General features: G+C 67.4%; 28 protein-coding genes and 1 pseudogene. 11 read left to right on the top strand and 18 right to left on the bottom strand.

Annotation, left to right across the window (positions count from 1 at the left end):
* Positions 1 to 278 precede the first annotated feature (278 nt).
* Together IPK85_05830 and IPK85_05825 are read left to right on the top strand one after the other, a co-directional pair.
* Positions 279 to 1,091, top strand: coding sequence for a hypothetical protein (locus tag IPK85_05830; protein MBK8246903.1), 813 nt, complete (start codon positions 279 to 281; stop codon positions 1,089 to 1,091).
* The gene (locus tag IPK85_05825; GenBank protein ID MBK8246902.1) at positions 1,058 to 2,602 is read left to right on the top strand and encodes a carboxypeptidase regulatory-like domain-containing protein; all 1,545 of its coding nucleotides are present in this window, start codon (positions 1,058 to 1,060) and stop codon (positions 2,600 to 2,602) included. Before IPK85_05830 ends, IPK85_05825 begins: the two co-directional genes overlap by 34 nt.
* Before the next feature lie 709 nt (positions 2,603 to 3,311).
* Here IPK85_05825 and IPK85_05820 read toward each other — a convergent pair.
* A complete protein-coding gene (locus tag IPK85_05820) occupies positions 3,312 to 3,485 on the bottom strand; it encodes a hypothetical protein (protein MBK8246901.1) in 174 nt (57 codons plus the stop codon).
* A 332-nt stretch (positions 3,486 to 3,817) separates the two neighbouring features.
* Here IPK85_05820 and IPK85_05815 point away from each other — a divergent pair, with 332 nt between their 5' ends.
* From IPK85_05815 to IPK85_05790, 6 genes and pseudogenes are all read left to right on the top strand, one after another.
* Positions 3,818 to 4,591, top strand: a complete 774-nt coding sequence (locus tag IPK85_05815; protein MBK8246900.1) for a VOC family protein — start codon at positions 3,818 to 3,820, stop codon at positions 4,589 to 4,591.
* 327 nt (positions 4,592 to 4,918) lie between these two features.
* Positions 4,919 to 5,473, top strand: coding sequence for a UDP-N-acetylglucosamine 2-epimerase (locus IPK85_05810; protein ID MBK8246899.1), 555 nt, complete (start codon positions 4,919 to 4,921; stop codon positions 5,471 to 5,473).
* Positions 5,407 to 5,964 carry a UDP-N-acetylglucosamine 2-epimerase gene (locus tag IPK85_05805; GenBank protein ID MBK8246898.1) on the top strand — a complete coding sequence of 186 codons (558 nt, stop codon included), beginning with the start codon at positions 5,407 to 5,409 and terminating at the stop codon, positions 5,962 to 5,964. Before IPK85_05810 ends, IPK85_05805 begins: the two co-directional genes overlap by 67 nt.
* A 311-nt stretch (positions 5,965 to 6,275) precedes the next feature.
* The gene (locus IPK85_05800; protein MBK8246897.1) at positions 6,276 to 7,106 is read left to right on the top strand and encodes a hypothetical protein; all 831 of its coding nucleotides are present in this window, start codon (positions 6,276 to 6,278) and stop codon (positions 7,104 to 7,106) included.
* A 70-nt stretch (positions 7,107 to 7,176) separates the two neighbouring features.
* A complete protein-coding gene (locus IPK85_05795) occupies positions 7,177 to 8,046 on the top strand; it encodes a hypothetical protein (protein MBK8246896.1) in 870 nt (289 codons plus the stop codon).
* A pseudogene (locus tag IPK85_05790) lies at positions 8,046 to 8,378 on the top strand (amidohydrolase family protein). Before IPK85_05795 ends, IPK85_05790 begins: the two are co-directional and overlap by 1 nt.
* A 292-nt stretch (positions 8,379 to 8,670) precedes the next feature.
* Here IPK85_05790 and IPK85_05785 read toward each other — a convergent pair.
* The 10 genes from IPK85_05785 to IPK85_05740 all read right to left on the bottom strand — a co-directional run bounded on the left by IPK85_05785 (position 8,671) and on the right by IPK85_05740 (position 16,481).
* Positions 8,671 to 9,921 carry a dipeptidase gene (locus IPK85_05785; GenBank protein ID MBK8246895.1) on the bottom strand — a complete coding sequence of 417 codons (1,251 nt, stop codon included), beginning with the start codon at positions 9,919 to 9,921 and terminating at the stop codon, positions 8,671 to 8,673.
* Positions 9,922 to 10,107: 186 nt separating this feature from the next.
* Complete coding sequence (locus tag IPK85_05780) at positions 10,108 to 10,584, bottom strand: hypothetical protein (GenBank protein ID MBK8246894.1); 477 nt, start codon at positions 10,582 to 10,584, stop codon at positions 10,108 to 10,110.
* A 58-nt stretch (positions 10,585 to 10,642) separates the two neighbouring features.
* Positions 10,643 to 11,521, bottom strand: coding sequence for a cyanophycinase (locus IPK85_05775; GenBank protein MBK8246893.1), 879 nt, complete (start codon positions 11,519 to 11,521; stop codon positions 10,643 to 10,645).
* On the bottom strand, positions 11,505 to 12,644 hold the full coding sequence (locus IPK85_05770) for a beta-lactamase family protein (protein MBK8246892.1): 1,140 nt from the start codon (positions 12,642 to 12,644) through the stop codon (positions 11,505 to 11,507). Before IPK85_05770 ends, IPK85_05775 begins: the two co-directional genes overlap by 17 nt.
* 10 nt (positions 12,645 to 12,654) lie before the next feature.
* Complete coding sequence (locus IPK85_05765) at positions 12,655 to 12,993, bottom strand: hypothetical protein (protein ID MBK8246891.1); 339 nt, start codon at positions 12,991 to 12,993, stop codon at positions 12,655 to 12,657.
* Positions 12,994 to 13,432: 439 nt separating this feature from the next.
* The gene (locus IPK85_05760; protein MBK8246890.1) at positions 13,433 to 13,606 is read right to left on the bottom strand and encodes a lasso RiPP family leader peptide-containing protein; all 174 of its coding nucleotides are present in this window, start codon (positions 13,604 to 13,606) and stop codon (positions 13,433 to 13,435) included.
* A 349-nt stretch (positions 13,607 to 13,955) separates the two neighbouring features.
* Complete coding sequence (locus IPK85_05755) at positions 13,956 to 14,969, bottom strand: aldo/keto reductase (GenBank protein MBK8246889.1); 1,014 nt, start codon at positions 14,967 to 14,969, stop codon at positions 13,956 to 13,958.
* A gap of 20 nt (positions 14,970 to 14,989) precedes the next feature.
* Positions 14,990 to 15,565, bottom strand: a complete 576-nt coding sequence (locus tag IPK85_05750) for a DinB family protein (GenBank protein ID MBK8246888.1) — start codon at positions 15,563 to 15,565, stop codon at positions 14,990 to 14,992.
* A 29-nt stretch (positions 15,566 to 15,594) separates the two neighbouring features.
* The gene (locus IPK85_05745; protein MBK8246887.1) at positions 15,595 to 16,134 is read right to left on the bottom strand and encodes a DUF1572 family protein; all 540 of its coding nucleotides are present in this window, start codon (positions 16,132 to 16,134) and stop codon (positions 15,595 to 15,597) included.
* A gap of 2 nt (positions 16,135 to 16,136) precedes the next feature.
* Positions 16,137 to 16,481 (bottom strand): TIGR04076 family protein, encoded by a 345-nt coding sequence (locus IPK85_05740; GenBank protein MBK8246886.1) that lies wholly within the window; start codon positions 16,479 to 16,481, stop codon positions 16,137 to 16,139.
* A gap of 110 nt (positions 16,482 to 16,591) precedes the next feature.
* Here IPK85_05740 and IPK85_05735 point away from each other — a divergent pair, with 110 nt between their 5' ends.
* Entirely contained in the window at positions 16,592 to 17,992 is a 1,401-nt protein-coding gene (locus tag IPK85_05735; protein ID MBK8246885.1) for a hypothetical protein, read from the top strand.
* A 221-nt stretch (positions 17,993 to 18,213) separates the two neighbouring features.
* Positions 18,214 to 18,993 carry a cyclase family protein gene (locus IPK85_05730; protein MBK8246884.1) on the top strand — a complete coding sequence of 260 codons (780 nt, stop codon included), beginning with the start codon at positions 18,214 to 18,216 and terminating at the stop codon, positions 18,991 to 18,993.
* Here IPK85_05730 and IPK85_05725 read toward each other — a convergent pair whose 3' ends face one another.
* The 7 genes from IPK85_05725 to IPK85_05695 all read right to left on the bottom strand — a co-directional run bounded on the left by IPK85_05725 (position 18,994) and on the right by IPK85_05695 (position 22,397).
* Complete coding sequence (locus tag IPK85_05725) at positions 18,994 to 19,995, bottom strand: hypothetical protein (protein MBK8246883.1); 1,002 nt, start codon at positions 19,993 to 19,995, stop codon at positions 18,994 to 18,996.
* Positions 19,996 to 20,198: 203 nt separating this feature from the next.
* A complete protein-coding gene (locus tag IPK85_05720; protein MBK8246882.1) occupies positions 20,199 to 20,417 on the bottom strand; it encodes a DUF2283 domain-containing protein in 219 nt (72 codons plus the stop codon).
* Positions 20,414 to 20,656, bottom strand: coding sequence for a hypothetical protein (locus tag IPK85_05715; GenBank protein MBK8246881.1), 243 nt, complete (start codon positions 20,654 to 20,656; stop codon positions 20,414 to 20,416). The genes IPK85_05720 and IPK85_05715 overlap by 4 nt, the downstream gene beginning before the upstream one ends.
* 29 nt (positions 20,657 to 20,685) lie before the next feature.
* A complete protein-coding gene (locus IPK85_05710; GenBank protein MBK8246880.1) occupies positions 20,686 to 20,913 on the bottom strand; it encodes a DUF433 domain-containing protein in 228 nt (75 codons plus the stop codon).
* Between the two features lie 96 nt (positions 20,914 to 21,009).
* Positions 21,010 to 21,420 carry a hypothetical protein gene (locus tag IPK85_05705; protein MBK8246879.1) on the bottom strand — a complete coding sequence of 137 codons (411 nt, stop codon included), beginning with the start codon at positions 21,418 to 21,420 and terminating at the stop codon, positions 21,010 to 21,012.
* 101 nt (positions 21,421 to 21,521) lie between these two features.
* Positions 21,522 to 22,007, bottom strand: a complete 486-nt coding sequence (locus tag IPK85_05700) for an SRPBCC family protein (GenBank protein ID MBK8246878.1) — start codon at positions 22,005 to 22,007, stop codon at positions 21,522 to 21,524.
* 36 nt (positions 22,008 to 22,043) lie between these two features.
* A complete protein-coding gene (locus IPK85_05695; GenBank protein ID MBK8246877.1) occupies positions 22,044 to 22,397 on the bottom strand; it encodes a winged helix-turn-helix transcriptional regulator in 354 nt (117 codons plus the stop codon).
* A 127-nt stretch (positions 22,398 to 22,524) separates the two neighbouring features.
* On the opposite strand from IPK85_05695, the gene IPK85_05690 reads away from it, so the two are divergent.
* Positions 22,525 to 23,613, top strand: a complete 1,089-nt coding sequence (locus tag IPK85_05690; protein MBK8246876.1) for a hypothetical protein — start codon at positions 22,525 to 22,527, stop codon at positions 23,611 to 23,613.
* The last annotated feature ends 553 nt before the right edge of the window (positions 23,614 to 24,166 follow it).

Raw genomic sequence — 24,166 nt, 5'->3', positions numbered from 1 at the left:
CGTGCAGCTCTGAATACCTAAAAGGTAGAAAGGGCATACGTCTGGCTATCCACGCGGCCGCCTTTCTTGTATTTGACACAATTGTGAAGATGCCCGATCGTCAAAGGAGACGCAGGGAGGGCACAATGACGGGGACGCGCGGACGAAGCCTGGAAGCCGGTGCGCACCGTAACCACGGTGTCGGCTTCCTCTGCCGCCCTCGCGCAGCACGAGCCCGGCGGTGGAGCGCTGGCCTGAAGGGACTTGTCCTCGGATGTGCGCCCTCCTGCAAGGGAACGGTGCGCGCCCTCAAGCGATGTGCGGCCCTCACGGCATTCCTGTGCGTCGCGTGGTCGCGGCCGCTCGTGGCGCAGGAGCTTCGTGTGACGGCGGTCGACTCCGCGACAGGTCAGCCGCTCGCAGGGGTGATCATCTCCGTGATCAGTGCAAACGGAGCGGTGCGGGTGCACGGCCTTACCGATGAGGTCGGGGGGCTGCGACTTCGCACTGACATCGGCAGTTCGATCGAACTGACGGGTCAACGGGTAGGGCTGGCCGCTGCGCGTCTTGGTCCCCTCACCAGCGCGGTTGGGGTTCAAGAGGTCACGCTGTCACTCGGCCCATCCCGCCAGCGACTTTCCGCCGTGACGATCACCGGACGTTCACAGTGTGGCGCCATGGGCGCTGGCACCGATGCGGCCCAGATCTGGAACGAGGTTCGCAAGGCGCTGACTGCCTCGACCTTCCGCGCGCGAAGTGCGCCAGCGCTGCGGGTGTGGCGGTACGTGCGGACGCTGGATATGCAGGATCGCGTCCTGCAGGACTCCGTGACCTCGCGCGAAGCCACCAACGACCCGGGGTTCTCGTCGGCCCCGGTCACCTCCGTCATGCAGGCAGGCTTTGTCCAGACACGAGACGAGCGCCAGGTGTACTTCGCGCCCGACGCCGCCGTGCTGCTCTCCGACGCCTTCGTGCAAGAGCACTGCTTTCGGGCCGGGAGCGCCGGAGCCGGGTTGCTTGCCTCCAGTTCTCGCCGCGGCCTGGTCGTTCGGTCCCCGACATTCAAGGGGAGATGCTGGTGTCCAGCGTGTCGTCGGAACTGCGTTCGCTGACGTTCACCTATGTGGGCAGCGGCGTGCCACGCGAGGCCACGGGGCGCGTCGCCTTTCTCGTCCTGCCTAACGGCGAGTGGGCGGTTGCACAATGGAGCCTCCGGATTCCGCGCATCGCACGAGCTCGCGCCGAGCGCGCGGGCCGCTTGACCACGGAGGAGCAGGAATCGGTCGTGGGCTACCAGGAGGAGGGTGGATGGATCGCGCTCCGCGATGCGGCGGTCAGCCCGCACGGCGGCACGGTCTCCGGGACGCTGTTCGATAGTGTCTCACAACGACCATTGAGCGGAGCCTCGGTCTCGTTGACAGGGGCGGGGCCGGTGACGCTGACGGACAGCGCGGGTCGCTTCTCGCTGGTATCGCCGATGGAGGGCAGGTACCAACTGACGATCACACATCCCGTGCTCGAACTGTACGGCTTGAACCGCTCCTCACATGACATCGTGATCAGCCGGGGAGGCGCCATCGAGACGAAATGGTCGGTGCCAGGGATGTCGCAGGTGCTCGAACGGGTCTGCCCAGGCGCGTCAGCTTGGCGTGATCGCCGTGCGCTCCTGATACGAGTCACGGGGACCTCGCCAGGCGATTCGACTGCGGCAGTCACTGCGTCGTGGCAAGCGCAGGCGTTGCGACGAGAACCCGATCGCGCCATGGCGCGCACGGCGGACTCCACGTTGCAGGTCACCCTCGATCGCGCTGGTGTGGCTTGGCTGTGTGATGTGCCCTCACTATCGCCCGTAACGGTATCGGCGGTCAGCCGGTCGCTGCGTGCCGACACCACAATGGGTGCCGGTACGACCGGCCTAGCGACCGTCAACCTCGTCCTGGGTCGTGTTGGCGCGCTTCGGGGTCGCGTTCTCGCGCGGAACGGGACGACACTGCAGCCCCTGCCCGACGCGGAGGTCATCGACGCGTCGAATGGGGTCAGCGTACGGACCAGCGACGATGGCACGTGGCTCCTGGCGCCATCCCGGAGCGTGGTGCCGCGACTCCTGATCAGGAAGCCCGGCTTTTCTCCGCGAATGGTGAACGTCAGTGGAGCAGCGGGCGAGGACATCGTCCTCGACGCACTCACCAGCAGCCTCCCCCTCGTCCAGGTGGAGGGAACGTCCGGCAGTGGCGCCTTCGCGGACTTCGAATCTCGTCGACGGCTGAACCCGGGCGGCACCTTCATGACGCGCGCCGAGATCGTGCGTTCCGGCCGCGCTCGAGTGAGCGACCTGCTGCGAACCGTCGGCGGATTCCGTGTGACAGGAACGCAGGGGAAGGCGGTGCTCATGAGCACTCGCGGTCGCGGGAGTATCCGAACAGGCGCCTGCTATTCCCAGCTCGTCGTCGACGGCGCTCGGTGGTGGGCCCCTGGAGATTTCCAGCAACCGCCGTCTGTTGACGACTTCACGGTCGACCTGATCGAGGCGATCGAGGTGTACCCCGGACCAGCGGACACTCCCCCGGCGTACGCAGGCCTCGGGGCGACCTGTGGTACGCTCGTCATCTGGACTCGTCGCTAGGTGTAGATCACGAAGAGTTCGGGTCACTGAGTCGTCGCAGAGCAAGCTGGTTGTCGAACCGGCAACCGCCAGCGGGGTCAGTGAACGTTCACACGCATGCACGCGAACGCCCGCGGAACGAGCCCATCCGGTGGCACCAGCCACAGGGCCCCTACCCCGCGCGTGCCCCGGGGCCATCGCTTCGCGCGTGTGCAGGTTGAAGGCGGCGCCGTGCGTCAGGATGTGCAGCCGCACCCCCAACAGCGACACGGGCTGCCCGCGGTCTGTGTGATCGGCCGCGGAGAACTCGACCTTGGACGGATCGATGCAGGTGATCGCACCGGACCCATGGATGTCCACGACGTTATCCGGGCCAATGAACGCGGCGGTGTCCTCGTCCAGCCCCAACCCGATGGCGAACGGGTTGAGCGCGAGATGCCATCAACAGGCGGCCCAATCGGTCGCGTTGACGGAAGTGCTGGTCGATGACGACGCGATTGGTCAGCCCCAGCCCGGGGCCAGGGTCACCATGCCGACGCGCGGGGTGGGGCCTTCCTCGCCGAACCCGATCATGTGCTCGGAGAGGAAGGCAGCCCCGGCCGAGGTGCCCGCCACATGCTGTCCCGCGGCGTTGCGGCGGCGGATGTGGGTGGCGATCGGCGTCCCGCCGAGCGTGGTGCTGAGCCAGGCTGGGAGCCGCCGGTGAGGAAGACGCCGTCGGCGGCGTCGATCACGGCAGGTAGTCGCTGTCGTCGCAGTCGGAGCGGCGCTCGATGTTGAGGGCCTTGGCCTCGCGTGCCAGCTTCTTGAAGGTGGCCTCGTACTCCCCTGCCGGTGTTGCTGTCGGCCGAGGCGGTGGGGACGATGGCGATCCGCGCGTCCCGGCCACCGCAGAGGGCGACAAAACGACCGAGGATGTCGGAATCCCCAATGCGTCCCCGATGGGGATGATGTAGCCGCGGGATCCTTCGGGGGCGACGGGAGAGAGGGCATGCTATGGGGACGTAGCGGTGTCGACGCCGAACCATGTACGGGACCGGGAGCAGGGGCAAGGTTCAAATCCCCGCGAATCGCACGGTCGGGGCCGCCCGGCCGGGGGGCTCTCGCTCCACGCGCGTGGACACGGCGACGGCACCTGCGGGGGACATTCGGCCCCGCCGACGTTCGCTCCGTCACACCCGCACTGGCGAATGAAGCGGGCCCGCCGCACTCTACCCGCCCACTTCACCTCCCCTCATGACTGCCCCCTCCTCGCGCGGCCGCTTTGTCTGGCACCAGCTCAATACCCCCAACGCCGAAGCGGCGAAGACGTTCTATGCGGCCGTGTGCGAGTGGGACAGTGAGAGCTGGCAGCCCGACCCCTCCCAACCGGCGTACCACATGTGGAAGGGGAGTGGGGCCGCCCACAGCGGGGTGATGCAGATGCCCCCGGGCAGCAAAGATCCGGCCCACTGGCTCGGCTACATCTCGACCCCCGATGTCGACGCGACGGTTGCCACGGCGAAGGCACACGGCGGTTCGTTGCTCTTCGGCCCGATGGACATTCCCGTGGTGGGCCGGTTTGCCGTGATGGCCGATCCCGATGGCGCGATGTTCGCCCCGTTCACGCCTAGCCAGGAAATGCCTGCCCAGGCGCCCGGCGTCGGTGACTTCGCGTGGTTCGAGCTGGGGACCCGCGATATCAACAAGGCGCTGGCGTTTTATGGCGAGCTCTTTGGGTGGACGAAAGGTGACTCGATGGACATGGGGCCGAATGGCATCTACCAGTTCTTCAATCGCGACGGCGAGATGATGGGCGGGATGTACCAGGTGAGCGACTCGGGACCGATTGCCATGCCGCCGTCGTGGACGCACTACGTCACCGTGACCGATCTCGGGGCAGCCGTCGCGCGGGTGAAGGCGCACGGCGGCAACGTGTTCGTCGAGACCGATATCCCCGGCGGACGCATCGCGATGTGCACCGATCCGCAGGGTGCGATGTTCGCGCTGCACTGGGCCGCGGCGGCGTAGTACGCAGACGTGTACGACGGTGCGCGAGATCACGCGCGCACCGCCTTACCCCGGCCGCACACATTCGTCCCTGCAATGAGACTCAAGACGCAGGGACATTCCGCTGTTCGATCCACTCGCCGGCCTTTCCGACCAGTCACGGGGACGGCCTGACGCCTTCGAAACCCCCACGCACCTCGCCGCGATCACGGATGGGGCGCGTTACCGCGTGTGTGTGATCGTCGGCACACGTGCGCAGGCGATCAAGCTGGCACCGGTGATTCGCGAGTTGGATCGGCATCGGCGGACGGTCCCACGACCGTGGTGACGACGGCACCGCATCGTGAGATGTTGACCCAGGCGCTGGAGTCGTTCGAGATCACCCCCAGGTGGACCTGGGGCTCGTCGCACCGCGTGGGCTGCTGGCGGACTTCACCGCACGCGCTTCAGGCGATGAGCGCGGTCTTCTCGGAACGACGTCCCGATGTGGTCGTGGTGCAGGGCGACAATTCGACCGTATTGGCCGCCTCGCTCGCGGCGCACTACCTCGGGATCCCCGTGGCCCACGTCGAGGCGGGGGTTCGCTCGCAGCACCTGCGCAACCCGTTTCCCGAAGAACTCAATCGGCGCATGGCCGCGGTGATCGCGGACCTGCATTTCGCTCCCACGGCCCACGCAAAGGAAAACCTGCGCCGCGAGGAGTGGCGGACGGGCAGATCATCGTCACCGGGAACACGATCATCGATGCGCTGCGGCTCACGCCGCGCCGGCAGCTGTTCGATGAGTCGCGCCTCAACCTCATCCCCTGGCACAAGCGGCGCGTCATTGCCGTCACGATGCATCGTCGCGAGAACCTCGGCGAGCCGCTGGCCAATGTGTGCGCGGCACTCGCTGAGCTGGTGACGATGCATGGGGACCTGCACGTGGTCTTTCCCGTCCACCTCAATCCCCGCGTGCGGGACGTGGTGCGCGAGGAGCTGGAGGGGATTCCCCGCATCGACCTGGTGGACCCCCTGCAGTACGGGGACATGGTCGAGTTGCTGCGCCGCGCCCAGTTCACCCTCACCGATTCCGGGACGGTCGTTGAGGAGAATGTGGCGATCGCCCATCCGTCCTCGTGCTGCGCAAGCACCGACCGCCCCGAGGCCGTGGACGCCGGGTTCGCCCGCGTCATTGGCACCGAGACGTTGCGGGTCGTCGAGGCGGCGACGCGACTGCTGGATGACGATCGCGAACTCGCGCGCATGCGCGACGGCGAGCAACCCTTTGGTGATGGCTTCGCGGCGATGCGCATCGTGCAGGCCCTGATGAGCCGCATGCCGCGCCATGCGGGCGGCGTTCCCGTGGCTGAAGGCCCAGCCATTCTCCCGCCGCGCCGCGCCGTCGAGCGATAGTCGCGCGGGCGGATCTTTCAGGGGGGGAAATGATACGGCACCAGAATCCCCGGAGATCCTGGTGCCGCATCAGAACTGCAGTGAACCACCTGCGTTCACTGGCCCAGAAGGTACAACCAGCCCGCGAATTGCGAAAGGCTCTTCGTCCACATTCGCGGTCAATCGTATCGCCCATGGGACAGGTCCCTGACCCCTGCGACGGACAAACCTGCGTATGTGGTGGGGCAGTCGCGCTGGCACACTTCGTTCGAGGGAGGGGGTGTACCACGTGGCGATGAACGCCATGGAACCCGGGAACACGGGAGGATCTCATGTATCGAGCGATGTATGTGGCCCTGTTAGGCATCGTCCCCGCGACGGTCGCGTTCGCGGGCGAGCGGAACTACACGCTGCGTGGCGATGGGTGGTTCGATGGCAACAATGCCCGGTTCGGGCGCCTCCCCATGCGCGAGGTGCGGATGACGGTGCGCGACAATGGTGAGTTTGCCGTCACCCTGTTTGTTCGCAACGAGCGCTACCTGGTGCGTGGTCGTTGGGACCGGGGTGGGCGCGGCAACGTTGAGCGCATCGACCTGGACCCAGGCGTTTGGTCGCCGCGCCTCGGGACGTGGCACGCTGCAGTACGCGCAGCCATGACACGCCGGAGCGCCTCGTCCTCGAGGGGCGGACCACAGATGGTACGTTCCGCGCCGAGATCGCTGAGGACCGCGGCTTTGGGTGGAGCGACCCGCGCAATCGCGACGAGCGCGACCGCGCCGACGATCGCCGTGGGCGTGATGGCCGGCGGGACCGCGACGATCGTGACGATCGCAACGGATGGTTCGGGTCGTTCGAGTCCAACGATCGCGGCAATGGTCGACTGCGTCAGGACGTGGGTCCCGACCTCGCGTTCGATCGCATGCGCGTACGCCTGGAGGCCAACGGGCGCGCGTGGATCGGCCCTCGAGGGACGACGTCAGTCCGTGCAGCTGCGCGGCACGTGGCGCGCAGACGGGCGCGACGTGCGCATCGACCTCGACGCGATCAATGAGATGCGAGCGAATGGTCGCCTGACCTTGGAGCGATCAGGCACGCGGGTCGAACGGCTCCAGGGGAACGGCCGGACCGACCGTGGTCGCTTTGACGTGCGGTTCGGGCGGTAAGGCTCTTCCGAAACCGGGGAGGTGGAGGCGACGATAGTAGCGACTATCGTCGCCTTCTCACGTCCCCAACATGTTGACCCTGCTCCCCGTCGCCCTGCAGCTGCTCGCCATCACCAACACCTCGGTGGTGGATCCCTCCACAGGTACCGTCCGCGCCGGACAAACGGTGGTCGTGCGCGGGTCACGCATCGAAGCGGTGACGCCGGCACGGCAGGCACGGGTTCCCCAGGGGGCGCGTCGCATCGACGGCACGGGGCGCTTTGTGATCCCCGGGTTGTGGGACATGCACGTCCACATGGACCTTCCCGGCGGGCGGGCGATGCTGCCCCTGTACGTGGCCCACGGCGTGACGGGGGTGCGCGACATGAACAGTCGCCTCGAGGTGCTGCGGGGCTGGCAGCAGGAGATTGGTCGCGGGGCACAGGTCGGGCCGCGGATGGTCGTCTCTGGCCCCTATGTGGTGGGCCGCGCGGTTCCCCTCCCGCACCTCGTGGCACTGACGGCCGCGGAGGGAGCGCGCGCCGTCGATTCCCTGGCAACGCTCGGCGTCGACTTCATCAAGGTGCACAACGCCCTCCCTCCCGCCGCCCTGTTCGGCGCCGCGCGTCGCGCGCGCGAACGGGGCATCGTCTTCGCGGGACATGTATTTCCCCCTACGACGCCGCTCCAGGCCTCCGACTCCGGCCAGCGCAGCCGGAGCACCCGGCCGGCTTTCCCAACGAATGTTCAGCCGCCGACTCCGTACGGTTTGCGCGCGCACTTCCTGCATCGCTTGTTGTTCGGCAGCTGCACCAGCGTGCCGCAAGCGCCGCTCTACGCGGGGATCGCGAAGAACGCCATCTGGGTGACTCCCACCCTGGTGGTGCAGGCGCCGTTGATTGACTTCTCGCCGTCGGTGGTCCCGGGCGACTCCGTGCACAAGTTCTTCAACGATTCCTGATGGCGTTTATCCAGGTGGTGATGGAACTGCCGCGCGACGTGCCGGCGGATCAGGTGGCGCTGGGGCAACCGCTTTTTGATCGACGCGTCGCGATGACAGGCGCCCTGGCCCGCGCGGGAGTCCCGATGTTGGTCGGGACCGACGCGCCCCTGACCCGATCGATGCCGGGTCTCGCCGTGCACGATGAACTGGCCTTGCTCGTGAAAGCAGGTCTCACCCCGGCGCAGGCGCTGCGCTCAGGGACGTGGGAGCCGGCGCGCTACCTCGCCGCCACCGACAGCCTGGGGACGGTCGCGCCGGGGAAGGTGGCCGACCTCGTCCTGCTCGAGGCCAATCCCCCTGGTCAACATCGCGAACACGCGACGCATCGCGGGCGTGGTGGCGGGCGGGAGGTACTTCGACCGGCCGCAGCTCAACGGACTAGTGGCCGGAGCGCGAGTGCGTCGGTAGGGACGCGTGCTGCTCGGGCTGCCCGTACCGCCCGTGCTTCGCAGTGGCTGTTGGGGCTCTCAACTGATGCAGCACGAGCCGCACGAGAGGTCAGAGCAGCACGAGAAGCGTACCGCCCGTGCCGCGCGTGCTGCTCGTACCGCCCGTGCTTCGCAGTTGCAGTTGAAGTACCCCCTACATCCGCGGCCGCCCATCCATCTGCTCAATCGTTCGCGTGGATGGCCCCCGCATACGACGCAGTCGCGCGCTCGCCAGCTCGGCCTGGCGCATCGCGCGGAGCACGTTTTCTCCGGCGAGCTTGCGCAGGTCGCCTTCGGTCCAGCCGCGACGCGACAGTTCAGCGAACAGGGCCGGGTACTTCGACACGTCTTCCAGGCCCTCGACGACATCGTCGATCCCATCAAAGTCGGACCCGATCCCCACGTGATTCACCCCGGCGATCTTGCGCACGTGGTCGATGTGGTCGGCCACGTCCTTGATGGTGGCCCGCACGGGCGGGTTCGTGCGCTCCCACTCCCGCAGCTCGCGGTTGAGGCCGGCCGTGTCCGCGCCGTATTGGCTCTGCAGCTGGATCATCTTGCCACGTCGCACGATGCTGTAGTCCGCCACCTTCTGCGACAGGAACCCCGGGACGAAGGTCACCATCAACACGCCGCCGTTCTGCGGGAGTCGACGCAGGATGGAGTCCGGCACATTGCGCGGGACGTCGGTGATCGCGCGCGTGCAGGCGTGCGACCAGATGACGGGCGCTTCGGCCACGTTGAGCGCATCGCTCATCGTCGAGGGCGAGGTATGGGCGAGGTCGACGAGCATCCCCAGGCGGTTCATCTCGCGCACGACCTCTTCACCGAACTTCGTCAGCCCGCCGTGTTTCTGCTCGCCGTTGCCGGCGTCGGCCCAGTCCAGGGTGACGTTGTGGGTGAGGGTCATGTAGCGCACCCCCATGTCGTAGTAGGCGCGGAGGGCGCCGAGTGAGTTCTCGATGGCGTGGCCGCCTTCCATGCCGAGCAAGGAGCCAATGCGCTTTTTCGCGAATGCCGATCGCACGTCGGCGGCGGTGAGGGCCGGCGTCATGGCCTGCGGGTACTTGCGCAGGACCTGTCGCATGATGTCGATCTGCTCGAGCTGCACCTTCGCGAAGCCGGAATCCTTAATCTCACCGGGGATGTAGACCGACCAGAACTGGCCGCCAACCATCCCACTGCGCAGTCGGGCGAGGTCGGTGTGCCCCGTGGTGCGCTTGGTGAGGTCGTAGGCCTCGACGTCCTTGGGGGCGGCCTTGTTGTTGCGAATGACCCAGGGGAGGTCGTTGTGCCCGTCCACGAGCGGCGTGGTGGCCAACACGCGTCGCGCCTTGGCCATGTGGGGGTCCTGGGCGAGCAGGAGGGCGGGGGCGAACGCGGCGAGGACGACGAGTCGGTGCATCGAAGGGCTCCAGGGGTGCGCTTCGTGAGACGCTAGCGGGTGGAGGAGGAGCCGCAAGGGGCAAGATCAACGGATGCAGCACGAGGAGCACGAGAGGTCAGGGCAGCACGGGAAGCGTACCGCGCGTACCGCCCGTGCCGCTCGAGCTGCCCGTACTGCGCGTGCTTCGCAGTGGCAGTTTCGCCCTTATTGCGTCACATCAACCCGAAACGCCGGCGCGAGCGTCGAGTAGCCGCGCGCGATCAGTTCGGCGGAGACGAAGTAGGTCCCCGGGGGGACCTTGGTCGGGGTATCGGGCGGGGCGAAGTCGAAGCCGCCCGTCCACACCGTCGTGAAGACCTGCCGGCCCCCGATCGGGATCGCAAGCTGCGACTGCACCGGGAGGCACGCGGGCCGGCCATCGCGCGGGGCGACGATATCGCCCTCGCGATTGCGCACCGTCACGAACACCTGGCACAGGTTCCCGAACGTCAGGCGAACCGGCTGTTCCAGATTGTTGACGACCGCGACGCGAATGGTATCGGCGCGTCCCAGGGTGAGGGTCTGGGTGGAGACACTCAACTCAAGGGAGACCGGGTCCAGCTCGACCTTTGGCACGTCGAGTTCCTGCACGCAGCCAAGCAGTGCCCCGAGCAGGGCGAGCAGGAATCGGCGAGGTCGCATGGCGTCAAGGTAGGGTGTTGCCCGGCGTCAGGAAACCACTGCTGGGACGAACCGTCGGTCAGCGGGGCAGGGTGGCCCGGCCGCTCGTAGGATCAAAGCGCGATCCGGCCGGCAACACGTGGGTCATGATCCCGCTGCCGCCTAACGGTGAGGTGGCGGGCCCGGCGGTGGCCTGGCGCGCATCATAGATCACGACGGTGCTTGCCCCGCTCACCCGCCAACCGCCCGAGGGCTCGATCACCAGCGCGGTCGACTCGTCGATGCCTGCACCGAGTCGGACCGGTCCCTCGAGGACGAGGGAGAGCAGGCGGTTATGCCGCTTGCGGCGCACGAAGTGCTGGTCGATGACCACCTGGGTCAACAGGTCGAGGCCGGTGGCCGTCTCGACGTTCTGGCGATCGATCGTGATGAAGATGGCCGAGGAATCATCCGGGTACCGGTCGCCGCCCCGCCGGCGCTCATCCCCAGTGATCATCGGGGTGGACATGACGGCGGCGCCGGCCGACGTCCCGCCAATCACGGCACCAGCCGCGTAGCGGGCCCGGATGGCGGCGCCGACTCGTGTCCCCACAATGACATCGGCCAGACGGGTCTGCAGTCCACCGCCAAACCAGATCCCCGTCGCCCCGTCGAGCAGGCGGGCCACCGAATCGCTGTCGGCCTGCCGACGGTTGATCCACAGGTTGGTGGCCGTCGCGCCAAGCCCGCGCAGCTGCCTGGCCTTGTCTTCGCCACTCTTCTCGCCGTCGGCGCTGGCCATCGCCATCACCACGATGCGGGCCCGCCCACGGCCGCCGGCCAGCTCAACAAACTCCCGCACGAGGGCGTCCGGTTGCGGCCCACCGCCAACGACGAACAGCGTGCCTTGTGCGAGCGCCTGCAGCGGAAGCCACGCGGCGACGGCAAGGAGGATCCGTGCCCTAGCGAAAGACAACATGCGCCGCCTGCTCGAGAAGGGCCCGGGACACCGTGCGGTCCGTTTGCTCGGTGACCGACGCCGCCAGGGTGACATCCTGCGCCGGAAAGTGGTACGACCAGGTGTTCCAGAAGCCGGAGTGTCCCCATCCCTCCGCAGTCCCCACTCGCACGCCGGACAACCCCGCCGCGTACCCCGCGGCGCGCCCCGACGACCCCATGGTGGTTTTCATCAGCGTCAACGTGGCCGGGGAGCGAAACACGTGCCCGGTCAGCAGGGCCCGCGTGAACCGCGCCATATCCATCGGCGTCGCAACCAGCCCGCCGCCGCCGTACAGGTCAACACTGGCGTCAAAGCCATAGGTGTCCTGCGGGCCGATGTACTGGTGGGCGCGCGGGCCGGCGGTGGCGGGCTGCGGCTCCAGGCTCTCCAGCCAGGTCGCCCCCAGCTGAAGGCGCTCGAAGTTCAGCAGCGAGCGCAGCGAGGGCGCCAATCCCTGCCCGGTGATCCGCTCGATCACCTCGGCGAGCAGGAGGTAGCCGGTGTCCGTGTAGTGGTAGACCTGACCCGGCGCGCCATACGGGGCCCCCCAGGCCATCGCCGAGTCCACCTGTTCGCTGCGGGTCCATCGGTACGTTGGTCGTGCGAGGGTCGCTGCGATAAAGCGGTCGTCCATCGCGTAGTCGTAGATCCCCGCCCGGTGGGTGATCAGGTGCCGAACGGTCATGCGATCGACGTCGTATCCGTCGCGCCGCAGGGCGGCGAGGTGCCCGGTTGAGAGCCGCTGGGTGATCCGGTCGTCGAGCGACAGGCGCCCGTCCTCAACGAGCCGCATCGCCGCGGCGGCCACATACGTCTTGGTGTTGCTGGCGATCCGATGGGTAAACGCCGGGGTGAGCCGTGCGCCCGTGGTCCGGTCGGCGACACCGGCCGCCCCCTCAAAGCGCATACATCCCCCGCGGCCGATGACCGCGAGGGAGATGCCCGAGATGGAGGGGTTGGCGCGGGCGAGGGAGTCGACCAGGCCCTGCAACCGGGCGCCAGTGCTGTCGAGGACGGCGCCCGGCGGGCAAGACTGCGCGCCGAGGGTGGCGGGCGCGGTTGCGCCCGCCAGGATCAGGAGGAAGGCCGGGATGCGTTGCATCCCGGAAAAGCTACCTCGACTTCCGCTTGGCCGCGCGGGTACCAGCCGGCCGGCGCCGGGAGCGCTTCGGGTCGGTAGGCTTCATGGGCTTCTTGGCACCGGGGAGCCAGGTCCAGGTCTTTCCTGTGCGGGCGAGGGAGATCGCCGCGGGGGAGACTCCCCACTTTTCGGCCAGCTCGGCGTAGGGGCGATTGTCGTACTTGCCCGCGCGGAGTGCCTTGACCACGTCAGCCGTGAGCTGCGCGGAGGGGTGCTTGGCTCCGCGGGGGAAGCCCTGCTGCGTGGTCTTCTTGCGGGCGGACTTGCCAGGGCGCTTGGCGGGAGCCTGGCGGCGGCTACGTGCGGCCATGGTGGGGGAGGATTGAGTTGTGGACCTGCGGTGGGAACCCGTGGGGAACTGCGCCGGGTAAAGACAACCCTACAGCTCCCTGCACAGATGTGCAAGGGAACACGCGTGGGTTGGGGACCGCTCATCGAGCGTTAAGCCGTCGGCGGTGACGGCTCGGCCGGCCCGGGCCGGTGCGCATTGAGGTGGATCAGGGAGGGGTGGCCCGGTGCCGACCTGCGTGGACGGGGGTGGCCGACCGGTCCCCACCGGCCGCTCAATAGGGGCCACACACGGCGTCGCGCGGGGGGGGCGACGCGGTCCGAACGGCAACCCGGCGCCCGGACGATGGCCTCCCACCGTCGAGGCTGCCTCCAAACGCAAACCACCCCGCGTCGGCTCAGTGAGGAGCGGCGACGCGGGGTGGCTTACTGCTGGGGCGGCGCTGGGCGCCGCAGGGCGCTTACGAGCGGATGCAGGCGGTCGGGTCGCCGACCGGAGCGTTGCCGTCGCAGTCCATGCCGATGCCGGGGATCAGGTCATCGCCAATGACGCGCTTGGTGTTGGTGGACGGATAACGGTTCAGGGTCAGCTCGCGAAAGCTGCCGAACTTCTCAAGCTTCGGGGTTTCGTACATCAGGATCTCCAGGATACCAGGGTTGGTGTGCGTCTCACAGGTACTGGTAAGCAAGTCTCGGACCAGACCCCGCATCCGTGGAGTCCTCCCGACGTGGTCGGCAGGAACTGCCGGTCGGCTGCCCGGATCGCGTCAGGCTGTCCGACCCGGAGAGGAGCCGGGTTCGACACCAAAACGAATGATGTGCGACCCATCACAGAAACTTCCGCGCGCTTGTTGCTGACCGGCAAGGTTCGCCGTCGCCCCCGTGGGACTGGTTAGGCAGGGGTGCTGCACGCCCGTAACGGTTCCGTGGAGCGATGTGACAGTGCGCGGTCCCCGTGGCATGGCCCAGCCACCAGGCAAACAATCAGCTCGTCGACAGGTTGTAGCGCATGATGCGCCCGTGGCGACCGCTGCGGTCACGCTCGAGCTCGTATACGTCCCCCGGCGGAACCGTCAGCTCGGCGAGACAGGTGTCGATCTCTGCGCGGTCGCGGTCGGTAAACGCCAGCGAGAGCGCGGCCAGCGTCGCGGCGAGGTGGCCCGCGTGGCGCGCACCCACGATCACGGCCTGAACCCCAGGTTGTTCAAGAACCCAGCGAATGGCGACTGCGCCGATGCTCACACCGTGTGAACGCGCGACCGCGTCCAGCTTCTGGAGCAGGGTCTGGAATCGCGTCCATCCGCCGACTTCATCGATGATGAGCTTGTACTTCACCAGGGACCGATTCTCCATGGGTTCGGCGGGCTCCGGTGCGCCCAGCCATCGCTCATGGAAAAAGCCACCGGCGAGCGCGCCATAACACAGCAGGCCGATCCCGTGGACCTGGCACAGCGCCGTCATCGTCGCCGCCGGTCGCCGGTCGAGCAGCGAGTACTGCACCTGGTGGGTGGCGATCGGCACGCCGGCGGCGAGCAGTGCCTTGAGCTGTAGCACGCCGAAGTTGGTCAGGCCGAGTCGGGCGAACAGCCCACGTGGGCGCAGGTCGGCCAGCGCCTGCGCCGCGGCGACATAATCTCCGCGTGTGTAGTCCCACCAGTGAAACTGCACAAGGTCGATCGCTGCGACCCCCAGGCGCTCGCGCGAGCGCTGGATCGTGCGCGCCATGGTCTCGATGTCCAGCGTATCGAGCTGGTCCAGGTCCGGCACGCACTTGGTATGGATCCGGACGGTTCCCGGCGGCACCGTGCGGAGAAACTCGCCGATCAGCGCCTCGACCCCCGTATAGATGTCGGCGCAGTCGAATGCGGTCACGCCGGCGTCGACAAAGGCGCGCATGTCCGCGAGGGCCGCGGCGCGATCCACGGGGCCGTGCCCGCCGGCCAGCTGCCACCCACCCTTGATGAGGGCGGTGGCAGGCTTTACGGCACGGTCATCCACGCGAGGTTACCGCGAGCGTCCTACTTGCTCCACGGCGGGGTGATGTTGTTCGCGCGCGCGTAGGCAATCATCTGCCCCAGGTGCTCATGCAGGTGCGTGGTTGCCATGATCCATACCTGCTGCCCCGTGTATTCGGCGCCGAACATGCTCTTCTTCGCGGACATCGCCTCCGGCGTGGCCGCCTGCATCGCCTGCTTCATGAAGGCAAACGACGCCTGCATCTCCTTCACCGCGGAGTCCGGCGAGACGGCGCGCTTTTCGTAGGCGACCACCGACTCGTAGTTGTCGGGGACGATTCCCGTGGCCGCCGGCGCCGGCGTTCCCGCCGCAGCCGGGATGAAGTAGTTGTCGCTCGCGACGTGCATCACCACTTCTCCCACCGAGCGCACGCCAGCCGAGGGGCGGTAGCTGTACTTGTTAGCCGGGATGGCCTTGGCCAGGTCAACCAGCTTCTGCTCCACCTCGCCGACGTCCTTCATGAGGTCGGCCATCAGGGTGGCGGCTGGAGCGGTCGTCGCGGTGTCCGCCGGCTTTTCGGCCGGTGTGCAGGCGGCGGCGGCGAACAGGGCGAGGAGGGTGAAACGCGTGGGTCGCATGGTGATGGAGGGGTGAATGGTGAGGGAGACTACGCGCGCGACGTGGGCGGCTTCTCGTGCGTCGGGTTGGCGTTGTACGCCGCCGTACCGCCAGGTGGAATGGACAGGTAGTTCCAGGTCGTTCCCTTCATCACCTTCCCCCAGAACTGGATCTGCCCCACGTGGGACGCGGCGTGGGCGAGGGAGCGGTGCAGGGCCTCAACGACGGGCAGCTCCTGTCCGCGGATCACCACCGTGCGGGAGAGGTCGTCGTCGACCAGGGTGCCCAGGGTGTCGAACAACACCTGCCATCCCGCGTTCCACTTCTCGAGGAGAACGTCCCGCGACACGTCGCGGTCGGTGAACTCCTCCTCGCGCTGCCGCCACGGCTTTTCGCCGTCGGTCGTGAGAAAGTCGGTGAAGCGGGACGTGAGGTTGCCCGCCATGTGCCAGACGATCGTGGCGATCGAGTTGGAGGTTTCCCCGGCGCGCATCCCGAGCTGGGCTTCATCAAGCTGGGCGAAGGTGGCTTCTGCAAGCCCCTTGTAGCGCAGGTACTCGGCTTCGAGGGAGGCGATGGTGGTCCGCATGATCAGGGGGCGTCGGGGGGCATGGGGACGACGGTGACGTCGCCATGGCGAAAACTACGCATCCCCGTGCGGGTGATGCGAAAGCGGCCGCCACAATAGGGATCCGGGCAGGCGATGTCCGTGTCGGTGGTCATCCAGTCGGCGGGATCGGTCATCCGCTGCTTGGCCGGCAGGATGGGGAGGAGCGCGGCCAGCGGGTACAGCGGAAAGGACTGGCCGTCGGGAAAGCGCAGGTTCTCCCCGTGCAGCTCGAACCAGGTGCCGGCCGGATGGTTGCAGACCATGGGGCGATCCGTGGCAAGAACCTCGACCCGGAGGTCGTAGAGCGTGAAAGTCGCGTCGGTCACGTGGCGCCGGGAGGAGACCCATTGAACCTACGGTGGTGACGGCGGCACGCGACCCCTTCCCGTCGCGGTGACGGGGCCCTATCTCCCGCGATCCTTCTCCCCGGGAACGCATGAACGGTTCGACAGGTCGGCTCGAGTACCGACTTGGTCTGGCAGGCGCGCTGGCCCCATTCGCCTTCTTCCTGACGGGAGTCGTCTGGCTCGCCGTGAATGGTGCGCCGGACGAACGCGGTTTCTGGCCCGTGCTGCTCGGTGCCCTCGGACTCGCCGCGCTCCTCGTGCGAGACCGACCGGCATGGGCCGAGGCCGTCCTGGGGTCGATGGGGCAACCGATCGTTGCCCTGATGATCATCGCCTGGCTGTTCAGTGGCGTCCTCGGCACGCTGCTGACTGAAGGTGGCCTGATCCCGTCGTTGGCATGGTTGGCTCGCACACTCCAACTCGGCGCAGCAGGCTACACCGGTGCGGCATTTCTCGCGTGTGCGATGGTCTCCACCGCCACCGGCACCAGCTTCGGGACGATCCTCGTGGCCGGGCCCTTGCTGTATCCGGCTGGAGGGTCGTTAGGCGCCGACCCGGTCGTGTTGATGGGGGCGATCCTCGCGGGGGCCACCTGGGGGGACTCGATCTCACCGGTGTCGGACACGAGCATTGCGAGTGCCGGTTCGCAGGCGACCGATGTGCCCGGGACGGTGCGCAGCCGGATGAAGTACGTCCTGCCGGCCGGACTTGTCGCGCTGGTGGCGACCGTCGTGCTCGCGGCGATGCGTGCGCGTCCCGCCGGGGCCGCAGCAGCGCTGGCCGGGTCGGCCGCGGGTCTCCCGCTGTTGCTGGTGCCGACGGTCGTGATTGTGATGCTGGTTCGTCGGCGTCACTTGCTGGAAGGGTTGCTCGCCGGGATTGGCCTCGCGCTGGCGATGGGACTCGGCCTCGGCCTGCTCGACCCTGCGCGCGTGTTCTACATCGATCGTGCAGCCTTCGGCGCACGTGGACTCATCATCGATGGGCTGGGCCGCGGGGTCGGCGTCTCGGTCTTCACGTTGCTGCTGATGGGGCTGGTGGGTGGATTGCAGGCGTCGGGGGTGGTGGACCGCCTTGCGGAGCGCCTGCACCGCGCCACGACGTCGGCAGCGGCGACCGAGGGCTGGATTGTCGCGATGGTGTCTGTCGCGGTGATGCTGACGACGCACAGTGTGGTGGCGATGCTCGCCGTGGGAACCATCGTCCAGCGGATGGGGGCGAGGGTCGGGCTCTCGGCCTATCGCCGCGCGAACCTGTTGGACCTCACCGTGTGCACGTGGCCGTTCCTGCTGCCGTGGTTCCTCCCGACGATCCTTGCGTCGAGCGCGAGCGCTGGGGCGGAGGCGTTCGGGATGCCGCGGTTGTCACCGTTTACCGTGGGGATGGCGAATCTCTACGCATGGGCGCTGCTGCTTACGGTTCCTCTTGTCATTGTCACGGGATATGGACGCGGGGAGCGTGCGGAGAGTGGTGACGGGGTCGCGGGATGATGTCGCATGGGTGCCGCTCCATCCTGCGAGCTTCGACGTCTCTGAGTCTCTCCGTGACGCGTGATACATGGGGTAAGTTCGCATCATTGCCGTTCCTTGCTTGCAAACTTCAAGGACACTGGGCCCCGGCTTCTGCGGGACGCGCCTATCTATTCCCTTGCCACACCTAACGACACTGGGTCCCGGCGGTCGCCGGGACGCGTGTTTCTCCGAGCCCTTCCATGCGCACACTGCTGACCTTGCTCTGCGTGCCTTGCCTCCTCACGGCACAGGCGGTTGATCTCACGCGATATCGCGTCGTTGACCTCACGCATGCGTTCAACAAGAAGACGTTGTATTGGCCCACGGCTACCACGGGGTTCTCGCTGGACCAGCTGGCGTATGGTCCCACGCCGGGCGGCTGGTTCTACAGTTCGTATGCCTATGCGGCGCCCGAGCATGGCGGGACGCACCTGGACGCTCCCATTCACTTCGCGAAGGATGGCCTCACGGCCGACCGGATCCCGGTCGACCAGTTCATTGGGCCGGCGGTCGTACTGGACGTGAGTGCACAAGCCGCGCGCAGTGCCGACTATCGCCTCACGCGTGCTGATGTGCTGGCGTGGGAGAAGGCGCACGGCACCATCCCACGCGGGGCGATCGTCATCCTGCGCACGGGATGGTCCATGCGGTGGCCCGATGCCAAGGCATACCTGGGCGACAACACCCCCGGTGATGCGTCGCGATTGCACTTCCCGAGCTTTGGGGAAGAGGCGGCGCGATTGCTGGTGACGGATCGCAAGGTGAAGGCGTTAGGCGCGGATGTCGCCTCCATCGACTACGGCGCATCCAAGGACTTCATCGTGCACCAGGTCGCGGCGCGGGCCGGCGTCCTCGGCCTCGAGAACCTTGCGAATGTGGGGGTCCTCCCGCCCAAGGGCGCGACGATCATTGCGCTGCCGATGAAGATCGAGGGAGGGTCCGGGGGGCCGCTCCGCGCGGTTGCCCTCGTGCCCCGCTAGTCAGCCGACCAGCGGGAGCGACCGATCGGTGGTCGCCCCGTTGCCGTTGCCGCGGAGCGCGCGGGCGAGCCAGCCTGTCACCAGGGCGAGCGTAAGGGAGCGCATCACCCACATGCTGCCAGTCCCCAAGGCAAAGGCGTGGGTGATCCCTGGTGCGACAAACCAGTAGTAACATCCCGCCGACAGGGCGCCGAGCAAGGTGACGCCGGTCGTGGCCTTCACCGCGAAGACCCGCACCAGCAGGACGACGGCGACGAACGAGATCACCATCCCCTGCAGCACCTGCACGTAGGTCGTCACGGCGGGGGCGCCATCGTGGCCGAGGAAGTACGCGACGATGAACCCCGGGAAGGCGGCCGCGAAGATCCCGAACGGCGAGAAGATCCAGTCCGGGGTGTTCCGTCGCGGCCCCAGCACGGTGCGCAGCGAATCCAGGTGCGACCGGTCGAGGCACCCGCGGTCCGTGCACTGGATGCACGGCAGGCAGCGGACGTTCTGCACCTTGAGCAGCGGCCGCTGCCCGTAGAGCCGCTCCACCGGGAGGACCGGGCAGATCGCGTTGCAGAAGCCGGCTTTTCGGTGGTAGGCCAGTCCGGCGACCAGGGCCAGCAGGGCGATCGCACCGATGGTGGTCGCGAGGAACGGCCCGTCCGTGTTGAACACCGCGCGCCGCGCCGGCACCAGGATGACGAGCAGCAGGAGGCCGATGACGGTGGCCGTGCGCACCGTGCGCTCCGTGATGCGCCGCGCAGTGGGGCGTTCCCGCGGCAACATCGTCAGCGTCGCGAGCGGGCAGACATTGCGCCAGAGTTGCGGGCTCACGAGAAAGGTGGCCGGCAGTACGGGGATCACGGCATTCCACAGGAGGCGCAGGGTGATCTCCGGCGACCACACGAGCCCGGCGAGGAGGGCGCCGGTGAGGGCGACCCCAATCCACTGCGCCGCGCGCCAGAGGGCGAGCTGAGAGGAGCGTGTGGATTGCGGAAGGACGCCGACCGTCATGCCGTCTCGTGAAGGGAGGAGCGGTCAGACAGTGTAGGGCTGTTCAGGGCGACGGCGAGTCGGGGAAAGCCCGACGCGTCCGCACGCTCTGTCTTGGCTCCGCCATTCTGCTGCCCTCAACGGGATGCCGCGTCTTGGCTGCTCCCGCGGGCGGACGCGACTCTGTCTAACGCAAACGACGCGCGTGTCGAAGCCAGGCGTTCTCAGCCCGCAATGCGCTCGAGTTCGCCCGGCAGGCGGCTCACCACGAGGCGTTGGAGCGCAACCTTGTGACTCGCATTGTCGATGTCGATCCCCACCAGGTTGCCCGCTTCGTCGTAGTCGAGGACGATGCCTTCTGAGACCTCGCGGCTTTCGACGCTCGTGCGTTCCGAAAGGTCGATGTACAGCGAGTCGGTGTCCGAATGGTAGTTGAGCTTCACGGCGTGAATCCCCGATCGGGAAAGGCGTTATGAATCGTGCGCTGATCCTCCAAGGTGACGACCCGCAGATAGCGACCTCCGAGTTCCGGAACCGGCGCCCAAAAGCGCCAGCGATTTCGCTCCTGGGGCTCCACCCTCGTAGGTGATTGCACCACCCGGACGCACCACTCCTTCTTCAGATACGGCCGCTTTCGGAGAACCTCCTCCTCGAAGTACTCCGTAAACTGAAAATCGGTCACGTTGGGTTGCCAGAATGTGCGCTTCTGGTCTAGGCTGCCTGACCCGATACCAGTCGGCGCTCCCGATCCGCCGCGAAGGCAAGCACCGCGCGAATATCCTCTCGTTCCAGGTCCGGGAAGTCGGCGAGGATTTCGTCCTCTGTCATGCCCCCGGCTAGATAGTCGAGGACGTCGTACACGGTGATTCGAAGGCCGCGGATGCAGGGCTTGCCACTCCGCTTCCCCGGTTCGACGGTGATCCGGCCGCGATAGTCCATAACTCCAGACTACCGCGCAACGAGATGCGAGACAAGGCTCGCGAGGCCGGTCCAGGGTTCAGGGGCGGCGCGCAGGCGGTGGATCACCGGCGCGACTCACCCCAGCGCATGTGGCGTACGGTCGCGATCCTCGAGCTCGGCCGCGAACGCGCGAAGGGTATCGGGCAACTCCCCGCCGCGCGCCATCACCTCGCGCATCAGCTCCAGCGCGCGACGCCGCGTACGCTGGCTGTCCACTCCAAGCGAGTCCTGCAGCTCCGCATCGGCATCGAGCAGGCGCGCATAGAGCCACACGCGCTCCGCGTCCGACAGCAGGTCGACCGCGGTGCGCACGTCCACATACGGGACCATCTGGCCAGCGGGGCCGAGTAGGTCCGTGGTGGCCTGGGCGAGATCGCCGCGCGCGCCGGCGGCGTCGCCCTCGTTCTTGCGGCGCATCGCGCGCGCGAGGACGGCGGCGATGCGCTCGATGAGCCGCAGGATATAGTCGCGCTGGTGAACGCCCATGGAGAAACAATATGGTGCATCACCGTGGTGAGCCCAGTCCAGCACGACGGCGACGTCGATCTGGTGTCGCGCTGGACGGACGGCTGGGGCCGGGATAGCCCCTATGACGCGACCAGGGTGACGAGCACGAGGTCCAGCTGCTCGAACTGCTCCGGCGCGCCATTCGTGCCCGAGCTGCCGGTGGCAAGGGCCTCGTCAAGCGCTTCCTTGGAGGGATACAGCTCGCTGAGGACCTGGAGGGTCGTGCCACCCCGGTCCTCGAAGGTCACGGTGGACACGGGGCCACCCGGTGTTTCCTCGTTTGTCCAGACGATGCGCGACGGGGGCGTGACCTCGATGTAGCGGCCGAAGAAGGCCATCGGCTGCTCGAGCGACGCGTGCGTGAACAGGAAGCGGTACGTGCCCCCGGTGCGCACATCGGCCTCGCAGGAGACGAAGGTGATCCCGAACGACTTCGGGGTCCACCAACGCTGGAACAGTTCGGGGTTGCTCCACGCCTCAAACACGACGTGCGCCGGGGCGTTGAAGGTGCGCGTGACGACGATCTCGCGATCGGACGTGCGCTCGATGGCGGTGGTGTGCTTCATGTGATGAGGGCTAAGAGAGAGGATTCACGGGGTGTTTCACTTGCCATCGACGCGGTGCTTCTGCTGCAACTCGGCCACGACCTGGTCCAACTCGTTGAAGCGTGCATCCCAGAGCTGGCGGTACCGCTCAATCCACGCGGTTTCGGCCTCGAGCCGGCGCTCGCCGAGCGAGCAAGTGCGCACCCGCCCGATCTTCTGGGTGGTGACGAGGCCGGCCTGCTCCAGTACGCCGACATGCTTCTTCATGCCGGTCAGGCTCATCCGGAACTGCTCGGCCAGTTCCGTGATGGAGGCGTCGGCCTGTCCCAGCCGTTCCAGGACGCCGCGTCGGGTGGCGTCCGAGAGGGCGGCGAACGAAGTGTCGAGGTGGGCTCTGCGAAACTGAACCATACGGTTCAGTTTAGTATGGCCGCCCTCAGAGGTGCAAGGGGTGCTGGGGCACGCCGAGTGCGGCGCGTAGCTTTGCGCCCGGACACGGCGCGGCTTTCCCAAACCGATGACCCGGTGGAACTCGGCCATGAAGCGACCTGCACGCATCGCGCAGGAAGATCAAGCAGACGCTGATGCGATGCCCCGCGTGCTCCGCGCGCTGCTCGATGCCGAGCTGGACGCGGGCAACACGATCATCGAGGTGGGGCACTCGCATCCGGCGCCACCGATCGGTGCCTACTTCAAGTTGGCGCGTCAGGTGACGACGCGGCCGCGCGAGAGCGGTGACGGCCTACACTTCTTTGACCGCCACGGGTCGACGTCATCCGGGGAATTCACCGATGCCGACCGCCGGTACTGGATCCTCGAGGCGCCGAACCCCACCGACGCGGAGTATCCGGACATGGACGCCATCCGCGCCTCGTTGCGCCCTCCGCCGTTTGTCGCCGCACCGCGCGACAGCGAGCCATCGGCGACGTCGGACGTGTTGCGACACCCTGGCCTCGATCACGATCGCAGTGGAGACGCGGACGCCTGGCAGCGCTTCGCCGAGAGCAAGCAGATCGATTACGACCGATGGAAGGAGGGAACGGGGTACGACCTCGAAGCTCTCGCCTCGCTTTCGGCCGAAAGCCAGCGCCTGGTGGAGCGACAGCTGACGCCCCCGTCGGGCTGGCGCGACGTGGAAGCTCTCGCAGCGCTCGACACTCCGACCGCGCAAGAGACGCTGCGCCGAGCCGTGCATGCGGGAGATATCGAGGTGCGGTTGGCTGTGCTGTCGCGCGCTCCCGCGTTGATCGACGACGCCACACGCACCGACACGATCCTGGCAGCACTCGGCGAGGCCGCCCCCTTTGCCGGACGCACCGAGGTGCTCGACCTGGTGATCGGGTTCCATCCCCCCGTGGTGGTGCAGGCGATGTTTGGGGGGTTGCTGCGTGCCGGCGGGGAGATGGCGTATCACTTCGCCGCGACGCTCGCGGCGATTCATGGGATTGTCGATTCGCGGTATGACTGGTCGCTTCGGCCGATGTACCTCGCGTTCAATACGGACGATGGTGCGGCGCGGCGCGCGGCGTTCCTCGCGTTGTGTGCGAAGCTTGGTGTGGATGGTCCGGCGCACCTGGCGATGGCGGAACAGGCCCTCGTCCGAACACCCGGCGCGCGTTCCAGATGAGGACGTCTTTCGCGACCTCTCGTGAGATCACGGAAGACGCGCCGACGTGCGTCACGTCTGCAGCCACCACGAGATGACCGCCACGGATCATCCGTGGCCCAGCACGTCTCGGCGCAGGCCATCGTGCCTGGCCTTTGCTTCCAGGAACGCGCGCTCGCTAATCCTGGTACTTACGGACTTCCCTTTCGTGCGGCCGGGATGAAGCGGTCCGTATGATGCTCCACTCTCGAAAACGCCATCAAGACGAGTGGGATGCGTGGACGTGCCTACGCGGTGCGCCGTTAACGTCTCGTGCGCATGCTGGTGGGTTGGAGTGCCTCCCGTCCTGGTGCGCCTGACGAGATACCCGAAGTCGAGGACGACATCATTCGGAGCATCCGGGGGCGCGATGCGGAGCGTGCCCGCCGTGGACCAGAACTCCGCCAAGTATCGGTCGTCCCCTCGGCAGGTACGGCAGGACGTAGCTCCCGGCGACGAGCGGGGGAAGCCAGTCGTTCTCAAGTAGGGCACCCGAGTGTCCCGATGCCTGGAAGGCCGCCGTGACGAGAATCAT

The organism is Gemmatimonadota bacterium, assembly GCA_016712265.1.
GTDB lineage: Bacteria > Gemmatimonadota > Gemmatimonadetes > Gemmatimonadales > Gemmatimonadaceae > RBC101.
This window is presented reverse-complemented; position numbering and strand designations above follow the sequence as displayed.

Coding starts and splice junctions, on each gene's coding strand:
- IPK85_05815 (MBK8246900.1), top strand. CDS start 3,818: ATGACTGCCCCCTCCTCGCGCGGCCGCTTTGTCTGGCACCAGCTCAAT.
- IPK85_05810 (MBK8246899.1), top strand. CDS start 4,919: ATGTTGACCCAGGCGCTGGAGTCGTTCGAGATCACCCCCAGGTGGACC.
- IPK85_05805 (MBK8246898.1), top strand. CDS start 5,407: ATGCATCGTCGCGAGAACCTCGGCGAGCCGCTGGCCAATGTGTGCGCG.
- IPK85_05800 (MBK8246897.1), top strand. CDS start 6,276: ATGTATCGAGCGATGTATGTGGCCCTGTTAGGCATCGTCCCCGCGACG.
- IPK85_05795 (MBK8246896.1), top strand. CDS start 7,177: ATGTTGACCCTGCTCCCCGTCGCCCTGCAGCTGCTCGCCATCACCAAC.
- IPK85_05785 (MBK8246895.1), bottom strand. CDS start 9,921: ATGCACCGACTCGTCGTCCTCGCCGCGTTCGCCCCCGCCCTCCTGCTC.
- IPK85_05780 (MBK8246894.1), bottom strand. CDS start 10,584: ATGCGACCTCGCCGATTCCTGCTCGCCCTGCTCGGGGCACTGCTTGGC.
- IPK85_05775 (MBK8246893.1), bottom strand. CDS start 11,521: ATGTTGTCTTTCGCTAGGGCACGGATCCTCCTTGCCGTCGCCGCGTGG.
- IPK85_05770 (MBK8246892.1), bottom strand. CDS start 12,644: ATGCAACGCATCCCGGCCTTCCTCCTGATCCTGGCGGGCGCAACCGCG.
- IPK85_05765 (MBK8246891.1), bottom strand. CDS start 12,993: ATGGCCGCACGTAGCCGCCGCCAGGCTCCCGCCAAGCGCCCTGGCAAG.
- IPK85_05760 (MBK8246890.1), bottom strand. CDS start 13,606: ATGTACGAAACCCCGAAGCTTGAGAAGTTCGGCAGCTTTCGCGAGCTG.
- IPK85_05750 (MBK8246888.1), bottom strand. CDS start 15,565: ATGCGACCCACGCGTTTCACCCTCCTCGCCCTGTTCGCCGCCGCCGCC.
- IPK85_05745 (MBK8246887.1), bottom strand. CDS start 16,134: ATGCGGACCACCATCGCCTCCCTCGAAGCCGAGTACCTGCGCTACAAG.
- IPK85_05735 (MBK8246885.1), top strand. CDS start 16,592: ATGAACGGTTCGACAGGTCGGCTCGAGTACCGACTTGGTCTGGCAGGC.
- IPK85_05730 (MBK8246884.1), top strand. CDS start 18,214: ATGCGCACACTGCTGACCTTGCTCTGCGTGCCTTGCCTCCTCACGGCA.
- IPK85_05725 (MBK8246883.1), bottom strand. CDS start 19,995: ATGACGGTCGGCGTCCTTCCGCAATCCACACGCTCCTCTCAGCTCGCC.
- IPK85_05710 (MBK8246880.1), bottom strand. CDS start 20,913: ATGGACTATCGCGGCCGGATCACCGTCGAACCGGGGAAGCGGAGTGGC.
- IPK85_05705 (MBK8246879.1), bottom strand. CDS start 21,420: ATGGGCGTTCACCAGCGCGACTATATCCTGCGGCTCATCGAGCGCATC.
- IPK85_05700 (MBK8246878.1), bottom strand. CDS start 22,007: ATGAAGCACACCACCGCCATCGAGCGCACGTCCGATCGCGAGATCGTC.
- IPK85_05695 (MBK8246877.1), bottom strand. CDS start 22,397: ATGGTTCAGTTTCGCAGAGCCCACCTCGACACTTCGTTCGCCGCCCTC.
- IPK85_05690 (MBK8246876.1), top strand. CDS start 22,525: ATGAAGCGACCTGCACGCATCGCGCAGGAAGATCAAGCAGACGCTGAT.